General features: G+C 60.3%; 14 protein-coding genes and 1 pseudogene. 12 read left to right on the top strand and 3 right to left on the bottom strand.

The window, feature by feature from the left end; all coding sequences use genetic code 11:
• Positions 1 to 25: 25 nt before the first annotated feature.
• The 4 genes from DVT68_RS00340 to DVT68_RS00325 all read left to right on the top strand — a co-directional run bounded on the left by DVT68_RS00340 (position 26) and on the right by DVT68_RS00325 (position 3,039).
• Positions 26 to 907, top strand: a complete 882-nt coding sequence (locus DVT68_RS00340; RefSeq protein WP_114823091.1) for a LysR family transcriptional regulator — start codon at positions 26 to 28, stop codon at positions 905 to 907.
• A 316-nt stretch (positions 908 to 1,223) separates the two neighbouring features.
• Entirely contained in the window at positions 1,224 to 1,586 is a 363-nt protein-coding gene (locus DVT68_RS00335) for an ArsR/SmtB family transcription factor (protein ID WP_114823090.1), read from the top strand.
• Positions 1,564 to 2,064: an SRPBCC family protein gene (locus tag DVT68_RS00330; protein ID WP_233523303.1), complete on the top strand. Its 501-nt coding sequence runs from the start codon at positions 1,564 to 1,566 to the stop codon at positions 2,062 to 2,064. The genes DVT68_RS00335 and DVT68_RS00330 overlap by 23 nt, the downstream gene beginning before the upstream one ends.
• Before the next feature lie 36 nt (positions 2,065 to 2,100).
• Positions 2,101 to 3,039: an alpha/beta fold hydrolase gene (locus DVT68_RS00325; protein ID WP_233523302.1), complete on the top strand. Its 939-nt coding sequence runs from the start codon at positions 2,101 to 2,103 to the stop codon at positions 3,037 to 3,039.
• A gap of 398 nt (positions 3,040 to 3,437) precedes the next feature.
• Here the strand turns inward: DVT68_RS00325 and DVT68_RS00320 are convergent, their stop codons facing one another.
• On the bottom strand, positions 3,438 to 4,481 hold the full coding sequence (locus tag DVT68_RS00320) for an alpha/beta fold hydrolase (protein WP_114823088.1): 1,044 nt from the start codon (positions 4,479 to 4,481) through the stop codon (positions 3,438 to 3,440).
• Positions 4,482 to 4,778: 297 nt separating this feature from the next.
• On the opposite strand from DVT68_RS00320, the gene DVT68_RS20380 reads away from it, so the two are divergent.
• The 8 genes and pseudogenes from DVT68_RS20380 to DVT68_RS00285 all read left to right on the top strand — a co-directional run bounded on the left by DVT68_RS20380 (position 4,779) and on the right by DVT68_RS00285 (position 12,858).
• Positions 4,779 to 4,949 carry a hypothetical protein gene (locus DVT68_RS20380; protein ID WP_158543425.1) on the top strand — a complete coding sequence of 57 codons (171 nt, stop codon included), beginning with the start codon at positions 4,779 to 4,781 and terminating at the stop codon, positions 4,947 to 4,949.
• Between the two features lie 126 nt (positions 4,950 to 5,075).
• Positions 5,076 to 5,936, top strand: a complete 861-nt coding sequence (locus DVT68_RS00315) for an SDR family NAD(P)-dependent oxidoreductase (protein ID WP_114823087.1) — start codon at positions 5,076 to 5,078, stop codon at positions 5,934 to 5,936.
• A gap of 153 nt (positions 5,937 to 6,089) precedes the next feature.
• The gene (locus DVT68_RS00310) at positions 6,090 to 7,037 is read left to right on the top strand and encodes an MBL fold metallo-hydrolase (protein WP_114823086.1); all 948 of its coding nucleotides are present in this window, start codon (positions 6,090 to 6,092) and stop codon (positions 7,035 to 7,037) included.
• Positions 7,038 to 7,797: 760 nt separating this feature from the next.
• Positions 7,798 to 9,264 (top strand): annotated as a pseudogene (gene nhaC / locus DVT68_RS00305) (Na+/H+ antiporter NhaC); the annotation flags it as partial.
• 165 nt (positions 9,265 to 9,429) lie between these two features.
• Complete coding sequence (locus DVT68_RS00300) at positions 9,430 to 10,362, top strand: DNA-binding protein (protein WP_114824314.1); 933 nt, start codon at positions 9,430 to 9,432, stop codon at positions 10,360 to 10,362.
• A gap of 276 nt (positions 10,363 to 10,638) precedes the next feature.
• A complete protein-coding gene (locus DVT68_RS00295; RefSeq protein WP_147281648.1) occupies positions 10,639 to 11,484 on the top strand; it encodes a helix-turn-helix domain-containing protein in 846 nt (281 codons plus the stop codon).
• A 190-nt stretch (positions 11,485 to 11,674) separates the two neighbouring features.
• Positions 11,675 to 12,235: an HAD domain-containing protein gene (locus DVT68_RS00290; RefSeq protein WP_147281647.1), complete on the top strand. Its 561-nt coding sequence runs from the start codon at positions 11,675 to 11,677 to the stop codon at positions 12,233 to 12,235.
• Positions 12,236 to 12,390: 155 nt separating this feature from the next.
• A complete protein-coding gene (locus tag DVT68_RS00285) occupies positions 12,391 to 12,858 on the top strand; it encodes a hypothetical protein (protein ID WP_147281646.1) in 468 nt (155 codons plus the stop codon).
• A 441-nt stretch (positions 12,859 to 13,299) separates the two neighbouring features.
• On the opposite strand, the gene DVT68_RS20230 is transcribed toward DVT68_RS00285, so the two are convergent.
• Together DVT68_RS20230 and DVT68_RS00275 are read right to left on the bottom strand one after the other, a co-directional pair.
• Positions 13,300 to 14,796 (bottom strand): TniQ family protein, encoded by a 1,497-nt coding sequence (locus DVT68_RS20230; RefSeq protein WP_147281645.1) that lies wholly within the window; start codon positions 14,794 to 14,796, stop codon positions 13,300 to 13,302.
• On the bottom strand, positions 14,793 to 15,779 hold the full coding sequence (locus tag DVT68_RS00275) for a hypothetical protein (RefSeq protein WP_233523301.1): 987 nt from the start codon (positions 15,777 to 15,779) through the stop codon (positions 14,793 to 14,795). Before DVT68_RS00275 ends, DVT68_RS20230 begins: the two co-directional genes overlap by 4 nt.
• Positions 15,780 to 15,801 lie beyond the last annotated feature (22 nt).

Raw genomic sequence — 15,801 nt, 5'->3', positions numbered from 1 at the left:
TTCATAAAACCTATTCCATAGAAGAATGGATAAGTTTCACGAATTGAATGCCTTCATTGCCGTGGTTGAGACCGGCGGTTTTTCCGCTGCAGCCCGCAAGACCGGGGAGTCGCAGTCCGCAGTCAGCAAGGCTGTAAACGCGCTGGAAAAGCGTCTCGGTGTCGCATTGCTCCATCGGACGACGCGCAAGGTCTCGCTGACCGATCAAGGGCAGAAGTACTACGAGCGCACCAAGCCGCTCATTGATGAGATACAGGTCGCAGACAGTGAACTGACCAGCAGCACTCTGGATGTCACTGGCCTGGTCAGGATCGCCGCCCCATCGACGTTCGGTCGGCTGCACGTGCTACCGCTTATTCCCGAATTGCTATTGCGCCACCCCGGCCTTCGGGTGGATCTGGTGCTGTCGGATGCCCTGCAGGACTTGGTTGAAGACCGGATTGATTTGGCGATACGAAGTAGCACCGTCAACGAGCCCGATTCCGTCGTGCGTCGCTTGGCCCGCACATCGCTCGTTTGCGCGGGTTCCCGCAGCTACTTCAAACAGTACGGCGTTCCGAGAAATCCGGCAGAGCTTGCCGGTCACAACTGCCTGATATACGGCGACATGACCGAGTGGCCCTTCATGGGACCGGAAGGGCGATTCACTGTGCCGGTTCGCGGAAATCTTTCTTCCAACAGCGCCGAAACCATCCTGGCTGGCGTAGTGGCCGGCGTAGGCATCGGCATGTTCCATCGCGCGTCACTAGTAGCCGAATTCCAACATGCGGATGTGGTGGCTGTGCTGGAAGACTTCGTGAGCGAGACAAGGGACATCAGTCTCGTATGGCCAAAGCGCCAATTCATCTCCACGCGCGTACGCCGGGTGACCGAGTTTTTTGCCGCGGCTCTGCCACGACGCATCTAGCAAAGCAACTTTATTCAACGCAGCCCCCTGGATGCTCCCAAACACCCATGGCAGCCATTGGCTAGAACCAACAAGCCCTTTGTGGACATGGAAGGTCCAGTGATCAGGACGCGGTATCGGGGGAGGGCAAGCGCCCGCTTTCAATCCTGAAGTGTCATCCGACGTTTTGAGCTGGCTGCCACAACGCTGCCGGTCGGAGCTTTGCCCGCGCTTAGCTCGCGCAATTTGGGTTCGGAGCGGGAGTGGAGCTACGGCAATTTGTGCCCGTGGGTCCCTCCGCTTGTAAATCACGGTCGCTCGTTTTACAGTGAACCATATGGTTCACTATCAAGCCCGCCTCGACACAACGTTCGCCGCGCTTTCCGACGTCACCCGACGCGGCGTGCTGGAGCAACTCGGGAGTTCAGACGCTTCAATCACCGACCTTGCCCAAAGGTTTCACATGACCCTCACGGGCATGAAGAAGCACGTCAGCATCCTGGAGCAGGCGGGGCTCGTTACTACGGAAAAGGTAGGGCGCGTTCGAACCTGCAAGCTCGGACGGCGCCGGCTGGAAGAGGAGGCCGCCTGGATCGAAAGGCACCGCCAACTGTGGAGCGCACGCTTTGATGCGCTAGATGAACTTGTCGAACACCTGAAACGCGAGGAGAAGGCAGATGCTCACCGAAAAAGTAAGTAGTCCCGCCGCCATGAACCGCACCGCCGTGGAACGCATGTCCGACCGCGAACTCATCGTGACGCGCAAGTTCAATGCTCCGGCGCACATCGTCTTCGAGGCATGGAGCAACCCCGAATTGTTCAAGCAATGGTGGGTTCCGAAGTCGGCGGGCATGTCGCTGATCTCGTGCGACATGGATATTCGCACCGGCGGCACGTATCGCCTCGCGTTCAGCCATCCAGCTTTCGATCAACCGATGACGTTCTTCGGTACGTACAGAGAAGTAACGCCGCACAAGCGCATCGTCTGGACGAACGAAGAAAGCGATCAGGGCGCCGTGACCACGGTGACGTTCGAAGAAAGTGATGGCAAGACACTCGTCACCTTCCACGAGCTGTACCCCACAGAAGCTGCCCTCGACGAAGCTCTCGCCGGCTCGGCGGAAGGCCTTCCCGAGCAATTCGCGCAGCTGGATGAGTTGCTCGCCGAGAGATCGTGACCACGGCTCGGCCACCCGTGTATGGAAGGGGCGGCGATGAAAAACACGATCATCGCCGCGCTGTCCAGTTCGACGCCGCGCGAGGACGATATGCTCAGACGCGATTTCCTGAAGACTGCCTTGGCGACCGCAGTGCTGACTGCGGTCTTTCCCGTTCAAGCCAAGAAGATTCTCGCTGTTTCGAATGAGCATTTCGCCGACGTCAATGGCCAGCATCTCTTTTACACCGTGCATGGCGCCGGCAAGCCGCTGATTCTTCTCCACGGTGGCATCGACCCGGACAGCTTCGGGAGCAATCTGGCCGAATTGGCCAAGGGCCGGCAGGTGATCGCCGTCCATCTCCAGGCACATGGGCGCACGCCAGACACCAACAGGCCACTGCGCAGTGAAACGATGGGCGACGACGTTGCGGCTCTGATTGGCCATCTGAACCTCGGCAAGGCCGACGTCATGGGCTACTCGCTGGGCTCCAGCGTTGCGCTGCAGACCGCTATCCGCCATCCGGACGTGGTCAACCGGCTCGTGCTCGCGTCCTCGGCAATGAGGCAGGACGGCTTTTATCCGGAGGTGGTGGCGGCCTTCAATCAGTTGGAGGCCAACGCCGCCACGCTGGGCCCTGACGTCAAAGCTTCGCCGCTAGGTGCGACCTATCCCGATGTCGATTGGACCAACCTCTTCAGGAAAATCGGTGACCTGACCAAACGACCCTTCGACTGGAGCGCCGGCGTCACCAGGCTTCAGGCGCGCACACTGCTGGTCTTTGCCGACGCTGACGCCATCCGGCCCGAGCACGTGATCGAGTTCTGGAAGGCGCTGGGTGGCGGCCAGCGCGATGCCGGGATCGACGGCTCCCTGCGGCCCGCAAACGTGCTCGCAATCCTACCGAACACCACCCACTACACGCTCCCTGTCGACCCGATGCTGCCGGAGATCGTCCATGGCTTTCTGGGATCTGCATTGAAGGCGGTGGCTTAGGGGCCTGCGCAACGCTCACGGAGCTATCAGGGCGCGAGAGGTTTGCGTGTGTCGCTTGATGTATTGAGCCATCGCGCATGTCACCGCGGATACGCGAAGGGCCATGGGTGAAGATAGTCGTGATGTGCAGTGCCTGGTTCGACGGCAGGCGCCATCCGTCCAGTCGCCGGTTTCGAGCAATTCTTCTCGGCGGATTTGGGTTGCAGTTAGGCAATGTCAGGCATCGGCCGAAAGCCGACGCCTGGGCAAGGCGATTAGGGGCAGCTATCGAGGGCAGGGAAGAGCGCCCTCGATCTATCGCGGGCAGGGCGAAACTGGCGAATTTGACTCCGGGCCATGTCTTGAGCTGCAACGCAGCCTGTGACTCCTTTTGGGATGCGTGGACTCACGCGACCAATCTAGAGGTGATCGGCATCAATCACCGCCTGAACGAAGGCCTGCGGCGCTTCTTCCGGCAAGTTGTGACCAATGCCGCCAGTGATCAAACGGAACTGGTACTTGCCTGTGAATTTCTTGGCGTAGGCTTCCGGCTGCGGATGCGGGGCCCCATTGGCATCGCCCTCCAGGGTGATCGTCGGCACCGTGATAGTCGGGAGTTGAGCCAACCGGTTCTCGAGTGGAGCGTATTTCGCTTCACCCTGGGCCAGATCCAGCCGCCAGCGGTAGTTGTGGATGGTGATGGCAACCTGGTCAGGATTGCTCAGCGCGGCTGCACTGCGTTCGAAGGTGGCATCGTCGAAATTCCATTTGGGTGAGGCCAGTTGCCAAATCTGCTTGGCGAAATCACTGCGGTTTTTGTCATAGCCGACGCGGCCACGTTCGGTGGCGAAGTAGTACTGGTACCACCATTGCAACTCAGCCTTGGGAGGGAGCGGCGTGTTGCCAGATTCCTGGCTCCCGATGAGGTAACCGCTCACAGCCACCAGCGCCTTCACTCGCTCTGGCCACAACGCCGCGACGATATCCGCTGAGCGCGCGCCCCAGTCAAAGCCGCCAAACACTGCACGCTTGATATGAAGCACATCCATGAAGTCGATAACATCTTCGGCCAGGGCGGCTGGTTCGGCATTTCGCATGGCGCTTGCCGAGAGGAATTGGGTCTCACCGTACCCACGCGCATAGGGCACAAGCACCCGATAGCCTCTCGCTGCTAGCGTTGGCGCGACTCTTTCATAGCTGTGAATGTCATAGGGCCATCCGTGCAGAAGAATCACGACCGGACCGTCGGCCGGCCCCATCTCTGCATAAGCAACGTCCAGCACGCCGGCATGTACATGCTTCAGCGCCCCCCAGGGGTCATGCGATACCGCAGGCGACAGGGGCGGCTGCACCGGCGTTTCTTCGGCTTGGGCACCCGAAACAAGACAGGCGAGGCTCAGGGCAAAGGTGGCGGCGATCGCCCTGTGCGTCTGCCTGTTACGGCCGCCAGTGAGGATGGACATGATGGGTCTCCTTGATGGGTCTGATGGCCGCCTCACGTGGATGTGAGGCCGCGGCCGGTGGTGCATAGGAAACCGCGGCTACGTATCCCGCTCGTGTCCCGGGGCGCGTCAAACTGCATCGCAATGTGTAGCGAGCGGGGCTGGATACGCTTGGATACAAAAGCCGCCGGGCGCAGGCGTGGTGCGATGCGGTCGCTTGATACAAACAGATACAGAAAGCCCCTAACGCGGACACGTCCGGGACAACAGCGTCACGCCTAATAGCCGTCGAGGCGATGCATTTGGGCGTCGTCATCCATGATCTTCAAGGCAAGAAAAGCCGTGAGTTTCCTTCTGATCGCCATCGGCATGGCTGCCCTGGGGTCGGCACTCCTGACCTACTGGCCCAGCGCCTTGATCACGGCCAGCGCCCAAATATCCGCACCTAAGACCCAGACGTCAAACTTCACCGGCGCGGGTCGCTGGTAAAACTTATCGCCTTAGACCTTGGCCGAACTTCTCGGGAAGGTCATACAGGCAGATTTCTGCATGCACGAATGCACCAACACGCATCCGTGTAGTGCCGCTTAGTGAGTCCTGCATGGGAGTACTGTTATGTCTAAAGTTTGGCTCGTAACTGGAAGCGCAAGCGGCCTTGGCCGCGACATCGTCGAGGCAGCCTGCGCGGCCGGCCACAAGGTGCTTGCCACCGCGCGCAACACTGGTCCGCTCACAGAGTTGTGCGCTGAATACGGTGAGCACTTCCTCACGACGCATCTCGACGTCACGAATGAAGCTCAAGCGCAAGACGCCGTTGCTATGGCCGTAGAGCACTTTGGGCGCCTTGATGTTCTGGTGAACAACGCCGGCTACGGCGATGTTCGCCCCTTTGAGGAAACGAGTTCGGCGGATTTCAAAACGCTGGTGGACACAGTCTTTTATGGCGTGGTCAACCTGACACGCGCCGCACTGCCAACCATGCGTACGCAGCGCAGTGGAACGATCATGCAGATATCCTCCGTGGGTGGGCGCCTGGCCACCGCCGGTTCGGCGTCGTATCACGCGGCCAAGTGGGCGGTCAGTGGATTCACCGAGAGCTTGGCGCAAGAGACCGCGCCTTTCGGAGTGAAGGTAGTGGCGCTGGAGCCCGCCGCCATTCGAACCAAATGGGGCACTCGCGCGACTCAACAGCGTCCGGCGGTAATGCAGGATTACGAGCCCTCTGTTGGAGCCGCCATCAAGTCGATGGAAGGCCTGTGGGGCAACGAGCCCATCGATCCAGCGCGCATCGCGCAGATAATGCTGCGGCTGGCAGAGGCCGAGCATATCCCCGCGCACCTTCTCATCGGCAGTAGCGCTCGCGACTACTACGCCATGGTGGAAGGCCATCGCGCCAATGAGGCCGAGCGTTGGCGGGAGGTCAGCATTTCCGCTGATTTCAACGCAGGGCCGATTCCGCCGGTTCCCGCCGCCTGACCTTAATCGTGGCAGCCCTGGCTTGTCGACGCTTTCCGAGCGGGGAGAGGCCGCCACAAATTTTGCAACTTGGCCCCCGGGGCTATCGACCGTGGGCTACTAGATCATCAGACTTAGGAGCACACTTCATCCATTGAAGAGGCAGGGCCACCAATGTTGAAGCTGCCGCTTTATGCCGTTTTTTGGCTGTTCACTGCTGCCGTCAGCAGCAACGCAGTGTTGGCCGGATCGCCCCTGGACCTGCTTGTGCTAGGGTCCGGCGGTCCCGGAGCGACCGGCCGCGCCGGCGCAGGATATGTCGTGCTGGTCGATGGCGAGCCCCGTATTTTGGTCGATGCGGGTCCAGGAACCTTTGTGCGGCTTGGCGAGGCAAAGACGTCCATCGCCAAGATCAACATCGTGCTTCTAACGCATCTGCATATCGATCACACCGGCGAATTGCCGGGATTGTTCAAGGCGCGCGCCGTTTCAGGCAATGGCCCTGCCGAGATACAGGTCTTCGGGCCCACGGGACACCGCGGCGGAGAAGGGGAGGCCACCTTTCCATCGACCAGCCGTTTCATCGACCTGCTGTTTGGTTCTGAGGGTGCGTACAGTTATTTGAAGGACTTCGCGGCGCCGATGACACTCCGCACTACGGATATCGACGCATCCGCGAACGCATCCAAGGTACCGAAAGTGATTTATACGGATCACGGCCTGGCCATCAGCGCGATAGCCGGCCATCACGGCGATGCGCCCGCCGTCATCTATCGCATCGACTATGGCCACCAAAGCATCACGTTCAGCGGCGACATCGACGCCAACGGTATCGACAATCTTCGCCGAATTGCGCGACACACCAGTTTGCTGGTCTTCAACTGCGTCGTGCTGGATCCGCCGGGCTCAAGACCTGTGCTGTATACGTTGCACACGCCGCCCAAGACGATTGGCGAGGCGGCCGCCGACAGCGAAACGAAAAAGCTGCTGCTCACTCACTTGTCGCCGTCGATCGATCAACAACGGGCAAGCGTCGAGGCGTCGATTCGCGCGCACTACAAGGGCGCGCTGGTGTTTGCCGAAGACGGTATGCACTTGCGACCCGATGGCGATCCTCCTTGAATTCGGAAACGCTCAGAAAAAGGGCGCATTTGATGCAAATTCCCTAAGCCCCATAATCCAGTAAATTCAATTACTAGCGGAGTTTCCGAGGATTCCTGACAGGGACGTTGAGGACTCTCTGCCTAGAACAGTAGCAACCGCCAGTTTAGGTTGCTTATCGATGTCGTAGCCAGTTGAGTGCCCCCTTGCCCAAAGACTCAGCGACGTAAATGACTGGGTGCGCCTGACCGAAGGCAATCCGAGCCGAACTGGTCTCTACAAAAGGATGGCCACTGAAACCATCTTTCCAATGGCCGCCTCTAGCCAATTTCGAAAGTGAAGGCAGGGCGATTAGGGGCGGTTATCGCGGGTGCCGGTCGCTGAAGCATTGTCCGGAATAGGGCGTGATTACCTGGGTCCGAGGTAAGTTCTGGCCTGAGGCATGGGAAACCATCGACCAGGTGAAAGCCCCTCCCCAAATCCTGAAGGTCATCAAGGCCAAGGATTTGCTACCGGTAAATCAGGGGGAGGGAGCGCCCCATTGACGAACCATGCAGTGATCCCTTGCATGGACAGGAAGTTGGTGTGCAAAGCGTCGATGACGAGGGTTTTCATCTCGACGGTTTGGCACGTGCCGCGGGGACCACTCACGCGTTCACTCGCTGGATGGAGCCATACTATGAGCGGGACGACTCATCGATGATTTCCTGCCGGCCCAGGCGATTGTAAGAACCACAAACAGCAACAGCGCCATCAGCCACCCACGCGGTCCGCCGAGGCATTCATGAACGACGCGCACCCAGCCCCCCGCAAGGCGAAGCCGCCTTCTTACCTGGATGCCATCATCCCGCTATTGGTGCTCATCGGCCTGGTTGGCGCATCCGTGGCGCTGTTTGGCCTCAACGCGGTCGATGGCCCGCTGCAAGTTGGGATCATCCTCAGCACGATGGTCGCCGTTGTCATCATCCTGAAGAATGGGCATGTCTGGGAGGAAATCGCGGAGTCTGGCCGCAAGGGCATTGCGACCGTAGTTGGTGCGATCTTTATCCTGCTGGCCGTGGGCGCGCTGATCGGCACCTGGAACATGTCCGGCACGATTCCCACCCTCGTCTATTACGGCATCAAGTTGATTACTCCGGGATGGTTCTATCCGATCACCTTTCTGGTGTGCGCCTGTACCTCCCTGAGTATCGGCAGTTCCTGGACCACCGCCGGCACCGTGGGAGTCGGCCTGATCGGTCTGGCCCACATGACGGGCCTGTCGCCAGCGATCACCGCAGGCGCGATCATTTCCGGCGCCTACGTCGGCGACAAAGTCTCGCCCCTGTCCGAAAGCACAGTGCTCGCCGCACAGTTGGCCGGCGTTGATCTGTACGTGCATATCCGCTCGCAAATGTGGACCACGATTCCAGCCGGCCTTGTTGCCTTGGTTGCCTTTGCGGTGTTCGGTCTTCGTCGTGGCGGAAGCTTTGACAGCGCCATGACGAATGCCGAGCTCGCCAGGCTCGACTCACTGTTTCACATCAGCATCTGGAACCTGGTTCCACTGGTGTTCCTGCTCGGCCTTTCGATTCGCCGAGTACCCGCGGCATTGGCAATCATGAGTTCAGCGCTGCTCGCTGGCGCGATGGCTGCTTTCATGCAACCGCAAGCGATCGCCCGTTTCATTGGCGAACCCGACACGGCTGCCCCCATTGTCGCCATCAAGGGGATCTGGCTGGCCATGGCCAACGGTTTCAAGGCGAACTCGGGCATCCCTCAGGTGGACGAGCTGCTCTCCCGCGGCGGCATGGATAGCATGCTGCTGACCATCTGGCTGATCATCGGAGCTGTGACCTTCGGCATTCTGGTCGACGACTTCGGCATGCTCGGCAAATTGGTCACGCCGGTACTGCTGCGCGCCAAGACCATGGGGCGGCTATTCTTCACCGTCGTAGCAACCGCGATAGGGCTCAACATCGTCGCTGGCGACCAATACATCGCACTCTTGCTGCCGAGCCGCTTGTTCAAGTCAGAATTCGCCAGACGCGGATTGGCGCCCGAAAACCTGTCACGGTCGGTGGGTGATGCCGGCATCGTGACATCCCCCCTGGTGCCGTGGAATTCGTGCGGCGCGTACATGGCGGCTGTGCTTGGCGTATCGACACTGGCGTACATGCCTTTCGCGCTGTTCAACATTGCCGCGCCCATCTGTACCTTGCTGCTCGGCCTGACCGGCTTCAAGATTCGCCGAATTCCGATTGAGTAACCTCCCATGGCGACCGGCCTGCCGGCTCGATCACGCAAAGATTGGTAGGCGACACGAAGGGCCAGGCTCGCACTCCGCCCCGCGATGCTGAAGGGCAGGGCGATTATCATCACTTATCGCGAGTACGAAACCAAGCGGGCAGGGCGCGGATCGAGGAGACTTGTTATGGCGCGCGGCATCACCCAAGACGAGGTCAATAAAGCGTCAGACGCCATCCTGGCGATCGGCGAGAACCCGACGGTGGAGAAAGTGCGCGCCGCGCTGGGCACTGGCTCGCCCAACACGATCACGCGCATGCTCGACACGTGGCGCAGCCAGCTTGGCGAGCGCTTGCGGCAACTGAGCGCCCTGCCGGAAGTGCCTGAAGCGGTAGGGCAGGCGATGCTCGAGCTGTGGCGCCTCGCCGCCGGCCACGCCGAGCGTGTACTGGAGGGCCGCCTCGCCAGCGAACGCGCCGCCCTGTCGACGGCTCAGGCCCAACTGGCGCGGGAGCGCGAACACTGGGAAGCCCGCCTCCAGGCGGCCGAAATCGGCATCGCCCAGGCGCAGACCGCCCGGGACCTGGCCGAGCATGCCTGTCGCACACTGGATGGCCAATTGCAGGACAGTCATGCACTGCGGGCCGACCTGGTCTTGCAGCGTGATCGCCTGCAAGACCAGCGTGACCAACTAGCGGGACAGATCCAGACCCTTCGGGCTCAGTTGGACGACAACCAGAGTGCGCTACGGACCGAACGTGAGCGCCAGGAGGCACACATTCGCGCCGTCGAAGACCGTGCTCATCAAGAAGTCGATCGCGCGCGGCAGGACGCCACCCAATGGCGGCAACGAACCGATGCTGCCGAGCGAGCGCAGCGAGATGCGGCCTCCGCGATGCAGCGGCATCGTGACTCCGCTAACGAACAGGTTCGTCACCTAGAACAGGACGTCGCCCGCCAGACGGGCCAAATCGCCGCCCTGGAAAAAGCGCTTTCCGCAGCCCGCACAACCACAACCGCGAAGCAAACGGCAAGCAAGTCCCTTGCACGGAAAGTTGCATCTAAACGTGAGAGTTCAAAGAAACCCGCCAGCAAGCGCAAGACCTCAAATAGCAAGTAAGCGCCATTATTCGCCACCTATGAAAAGGTGAAATAGGGCTGTTTTTGAGGGGTTTTGACCTCCACGAGAACCCGGCCGACTCACGATTAAGACGGGTCCATCGCTCGCCCGGGCATCGCCACCGTGTCGCACGGCGACGCGCCTCATGTGGCATGGCGGTCGGTGGCGCGGCGGATGTGCGTCGTTGACTACAGACAGGCGCGCGGCGCGTGCCTAGACTTCAGGGCGCCGCCGGACACTTGGCACGCGATGGCCGCTACGTTTGAGGAGGCCTTCATGAGGTCCATGACCAAAGCGCTTGCGACTTCCCACATTCGTCGCGCGGCCGAACAGCTGGGCCTTCTCGTCCGCGACGCGCGTGCCGCTCGGGGCGCCACGCCGTTTCAACTCGCCAAGCGTGCGCGCATCGGCTATCGGACGCTGGTGCAGATTGAGACCGGCCACCTCACCATGCCGACAGGTGCACTGCTGTCCGTCCTCGCGCAGCTGGGCTTGCTTGCGCCGCCGGCGGTCGCCGCAGCCCTCGCTCGGTACCCCCGGCCACCGCGATCCAAGAGCACCTGGGACAGTTTTTTTCAGGGGGCCACGGACGGGCCGGACATCACGACAAGTCCCTCCACCGCGCGCGCTGGCCGAACGCCGCCCCGCACGACACCCGACGCCCCTCGTGCGCGAGTCCGACGCATGTTCGCCGACGACGGCGGACGCCTGACGCAGGGGATCGCAAGCGCCCAAGGGGGCGCCCGTCGGCGCGCACAGTTGCTCGGCAACCACGTATGGCTCACCGAACAGCAGGCGAATGCCTTGCTCGAGGCGGCGAACAATCGACAGACCGCGGCGCAGATGCGGGCATCGCGCGAGCTCGTTGCCGTGACGATCGACGGGGTGTGCCTGTACCCCTCGATCCAATTCAACCCGAGGATCGGATCGCCCAGGCCGGTCATGGCGCAGCTGCTGGCGATCATTCCGCCGGATACCAGTGCATGGGACGTGATTGCGTGGCTTTTTGAACGACGCCGGGACCTCGCGGGTGGCGCGCCCGCCGACTACCTCGATAGCCAGCCCCAGGCGGCTGTTCGCGTGGCGCGCGAAGACTTCGATCCGCCGCCATCGTCCTGGTGAGAACCATCGTCGACGATGGCGCGGTATCGGCATGAGCTGTTACGTCTGGCATCGTCCGTGGCCAACGCTTGGCGGGACCAATCCCCATGGCGCCGTGAGTGGCGACTCCACGACGGCGACCCGGGATGAGCAGGTCGGGCGTGCGTCGATGACTACATGACCGGCGAGGGAAGGGACGTTATGCTGCCTCATGCCCATCGCACAAGCAGGCAATCCGATGTTGGCACAGAAAGTCGTGCTTTTCCTTGAATACGACGGCGTGCTTGGTCCCGCCCAGGTGCGATTCGGGCGTGGCTCAGTGTCGACTGAGCGCATGACCACCCCATGGATGCTCCCGTTGGGACCGCTGTTGCAGGCACTGCTGGCACCGCACATGGACAACGTAGAGATCGTGGTCTCCAACCAGAATGCGCGCTTTGCACCACTGGACGGCCTGCGCGCGCAATTGCCCGACGCGGTGGCTCGACGTGTCATCGACGGCATGTACCTGCCCGAATTATCGACCTCCGTCTGGAGCGACTATGACTCCGACCTCGCCACCCGCCATGCCTGCATCCGCCTTTGGCTGGAGCGCAAACGGCCACACGTAGCCGATGGGTGGCTGGCGTTGGAACGGGGCGCTCAGGCCGACGCCTGGCCCCGTCCGGATCGCGATCACGTCGTGTGGGGCTCGCTGGATCAGCCGGAGACACAAGACGATCTCAGACGCAAACTGCTGAGGCTGTGCAGCGGCAGGCCGCTCGTCCTGTAACAGTTTCGGATGGGGCGCAGACGAGCGACGTTGACACGATGTGCATGGCTCGGGTCGTCGAGCCGTTGGACAATCCGACATATGTCTACTCATACAGCTTCGGGATTTGGTGAGGCTCTATGGAGGAGGATGAGTTAGCAAGAGCCGAGCAGTGGGTGAGCGAGTGGCATACGCGCGCCAAGGCCGAGGGGTGGCCCGATTCGGCCACGATTGCCCAGGCACTCGGACCGGATTCCGTCGACCTGGCGGCGCAACGTGCGGCTGGGCAATTGCTCGGAGTGTGGTTTAAGCACGAGCGGTGTTTCCGCTACCCGCCGTGGCAATTCCTCGACGGCCAGATTCATCCGCACCTGAGCGAGCTGCTCGAGTCCTTGGCCGGGAACCCAGCCATGACGCCAGCGGCCGATCCAGGCGGCTGGATCCGCCTCGTATGGCTCGACTCGCCGCGGCTATCGCTGAGTGATCTCGCATTGGCCGAAGGGGCCGCGAGCGATGGAGTAGCGGCAGACGAGGGAACCCTCAGCGATGAGGGACGTACGCCCGCCGAGGTGTTCGTGTTCGACGCCTTGGCCGTGGTGGCCCTGGCCCGAGCAGATGCGATCTGGGTCAGCACGGGGGCGTGAATCGACGTGGCTCAGGCTTCAAGAGCGGCATACGTTGCGGTGGAGATCCCGCAAATCGGCATAGTTCTTCGAGCAGCTTGCCAAACCGGTATCTGTTTACAAGAAGCTTGCGAGCAAAACTCGCCGCCGAATCCAGTAGAAGTATTTCTGCCGAGAACAGTTGCCACAGACTCCAGAATTACGGGACAAACAGCAATGTTGTGAGGTTACTGTTGAGCGCACTCAATTGCGGCATCGGCTAAGCCATTGATTTTACTATCGCACAAATGCTTCGAGGGCACATTTCTTTGGTCACTGCCTCGCACTCTGGGGTGTCGCTTTTTGCGAGCCACTCACTCTGGGGTGTCGCTTTTTACGAGCTACGCACTCATGGGGTGACACGCTTGGTGCCTCGCACTCGTGGGTGTCCCTTTTTATTGGGCGTGGTGCGGCAAATCCCCTTCAGAGGTGCCTGCGATTGTTCAGCCGTACTGATGTGATTTGTCGGCGACGGTTGGCCGCGTCGGCTTGGTCAAGAACGTCCGCTTCTCCCAGCTTGCCGCAATCGATTGGGCACCAGACGACGTGGGTTGCGGAAAGGTTGCCATTCTCGATGGTCGCAATCATCCACGGCTGGCCTAGGTGTGGTCGATCGCGTGGCATGCTGTAGAGCTGCGGGATGTCACGTGAAAGGATCGCCCTTAGGCCCTCGGCATATCCACGGCAGAGGATCTGTTGACAAGCCAGCAATACAACGTGCGCCTCATGCGGAGAAACCTGCCCATGAAACCCCATCGCCAAGCTATTGTTCAAAGCTACATCGACCAGGCGGCTGGCAGCCCTGTAAGCTGAGGGATGCACACAAGTGAGATTGAGGTACTGCTGGCCCGCGACATTCGTTGGCGGAAGCATGGCTACGGATTGCGATTGCCGTCGATCGGCAGGTTGGAATCCCTTTGGTTCTTCGATTCCCATGCCCACCAAGAACAGCCGCATTTCGCGGCCAGTAAGGGTGCGAGGAGGCAGTTTCAAGGCAAGGTTGGACGCAACGGCGGCGAGTGCGTTGCACATCATTCGAGGCACTTGCAAGAACCCCGGGCGATCCTGGTGAAGGACATCTAGCCGGCGAAAGCTCTCCAGAGCATCCAGGGCTAAAGGTTTGTGTGCGTATTGAGGTTCCCGTTTGGCGCTGTCAAAGCGTCTGCGACTCCTCATCTCAATCATTTGGGTTTTGACAAGCTTGCTCAGTGCGGCGTGTGATCCTGACGGTTTATCGGGGACCAAAAGAATCGTCTTCGCGCGTCGCTCTTTCGCCCAGGCCAAATATTCCTCTAGGAAGGTCTGCGCTCCGTTCGGAGCTTCGACCGAGCCGACCATGGCCCTTTCTGTCACCAGCAGATCGTGGTCGCAGCTTTTGCAGCGAAGGTTTGCGTCAACCAGCCATTCAACTCGAACGGTCGTCGGTGCAGCGCACAGGGGGCATTGCGTGCGCAATACGCAGTGGTGCCAAGGGCAGTGATCAAGCCAGGGAAGTTGGTGCAGTAGCGTGTGATAGCCCGTGGCGAGACACATTTGGCAGTAGCGAAACTTCCAGGGATCGCGCAGCAATTCTGAACCCGTGCGGAAAGGGAGCCAGGTCGATAGGGCCCATTCCGGGGGCGCGTCCGGCAGACGAAGTGCCTTGGCGAGTGCCGCCTGCCGTGCATGAGAAAAGGTCATGACTTCAGAAAGGTCGTCGGCACGACGCAACCGAAGACCGAAACTGGCGAATAGATCCTTTGGCTTAAGTGCATTTAGTCGAACCAGGCGTGCAAGCACACCGAAAGCAGACGCCGCCGGCATGACGGAAAGATCACCACCCACCCAAGGCGATTCCGTCATTGCAGCAAAGGGAGTCAGATTTTCACGTGCCTCGGCAGCCAAGAGTGGCAACGACACGGTATTCGGTGTGTCGTTCATTCCCGGTCTCCCTGGAAATCGGGCTCAATGTGGAGGTAACAGGCGCGCATCAGCGCATTGCGGATCTCGCTTTCGGTAAGGCAAGTGAAATCGGGGTTGTCGCCAGCGATTCTAACAAGCACGAAGTAGACGAAATGCTCGAACGTTTGCATGGGCCATTCATGGACAGGCCCCAAGCCGTGTTCGGCCCGAACGTCTTCAATGACCTTACGTATCGAATCGATCTGGGTGCCAAGGCGCCAACCAGAAGCGTAAGCCTTGCGCGCGAAGTACTGGGTGTAGCTAATCCCGGAGCCCTGTGGCCACGTCAGCAATTCGTCGTACTCACGAAAGGCCAGAGCAACATCCGACAATGTTTGATGCGTCTTGTCGTCCTCCGGGACGTCCCAAAGAAGGCCCGTGTAGTTGTGCGTCGTGGTGAAGTAACGCCCAAACAAGTGCCGAGGCGGACGTTTATCGATGCCAGCGGGACCATAACGACTCGCATCGCATTGATTAATTAGGATGTGGAAAGTACGCAGGTACTTTTCCAGTTCGTTGTCGATGGTCAGAAGATTTTCATATTCATCCACGGTAAAACGGTTGGCTTCGTTGAAGACCAATCCGACCGCCACAGCACCGTGACGCAGTGCTTGTTCGCGTAGCATGCGGGTGTAGCGCATGACAGTATTCACGCTTAGGGCGGTCTTCGCCGTTACCTGACCGTGTTGTTCCAACAGCCCAGAGGAGAAATACCCTTCGTTTGGTTTGGTCGGACGCGTATAGCTGTACTCGGCGATATACATGGGAAAGGGACGCCAGCGAGTGGATTGCACTAATTGCCGGGCTCCAAAGGTTTTCCCAAAACGAGCAAAGCCTTGAAGCCAGATCGCATTGGCGCCTATCTCGAGGCTGTTCTTGCAGTCCGTGGCGAGGCGTTCGGCGGGCCGCGTAAATATCATTGGGCGCCGCTCCCGGAGCATAGGGTGTAGTTCGTCGGTCACAAATTGTCCTTTGCCGCGCGGA

Source organism: Dyella solisilvae, from assembly GCF_003351225.1.
GTDB classification, from domain to species: domain Bacteria; phylum Pseudomonadota; class Gammaproteobacteria; order Xanthomonadales; family Rhodanobacteraceae; genus Dyella; species Dyella solisilvae.
This window is presented reverse-complemented; position numbering and strand designations above follow the sequence as displayed.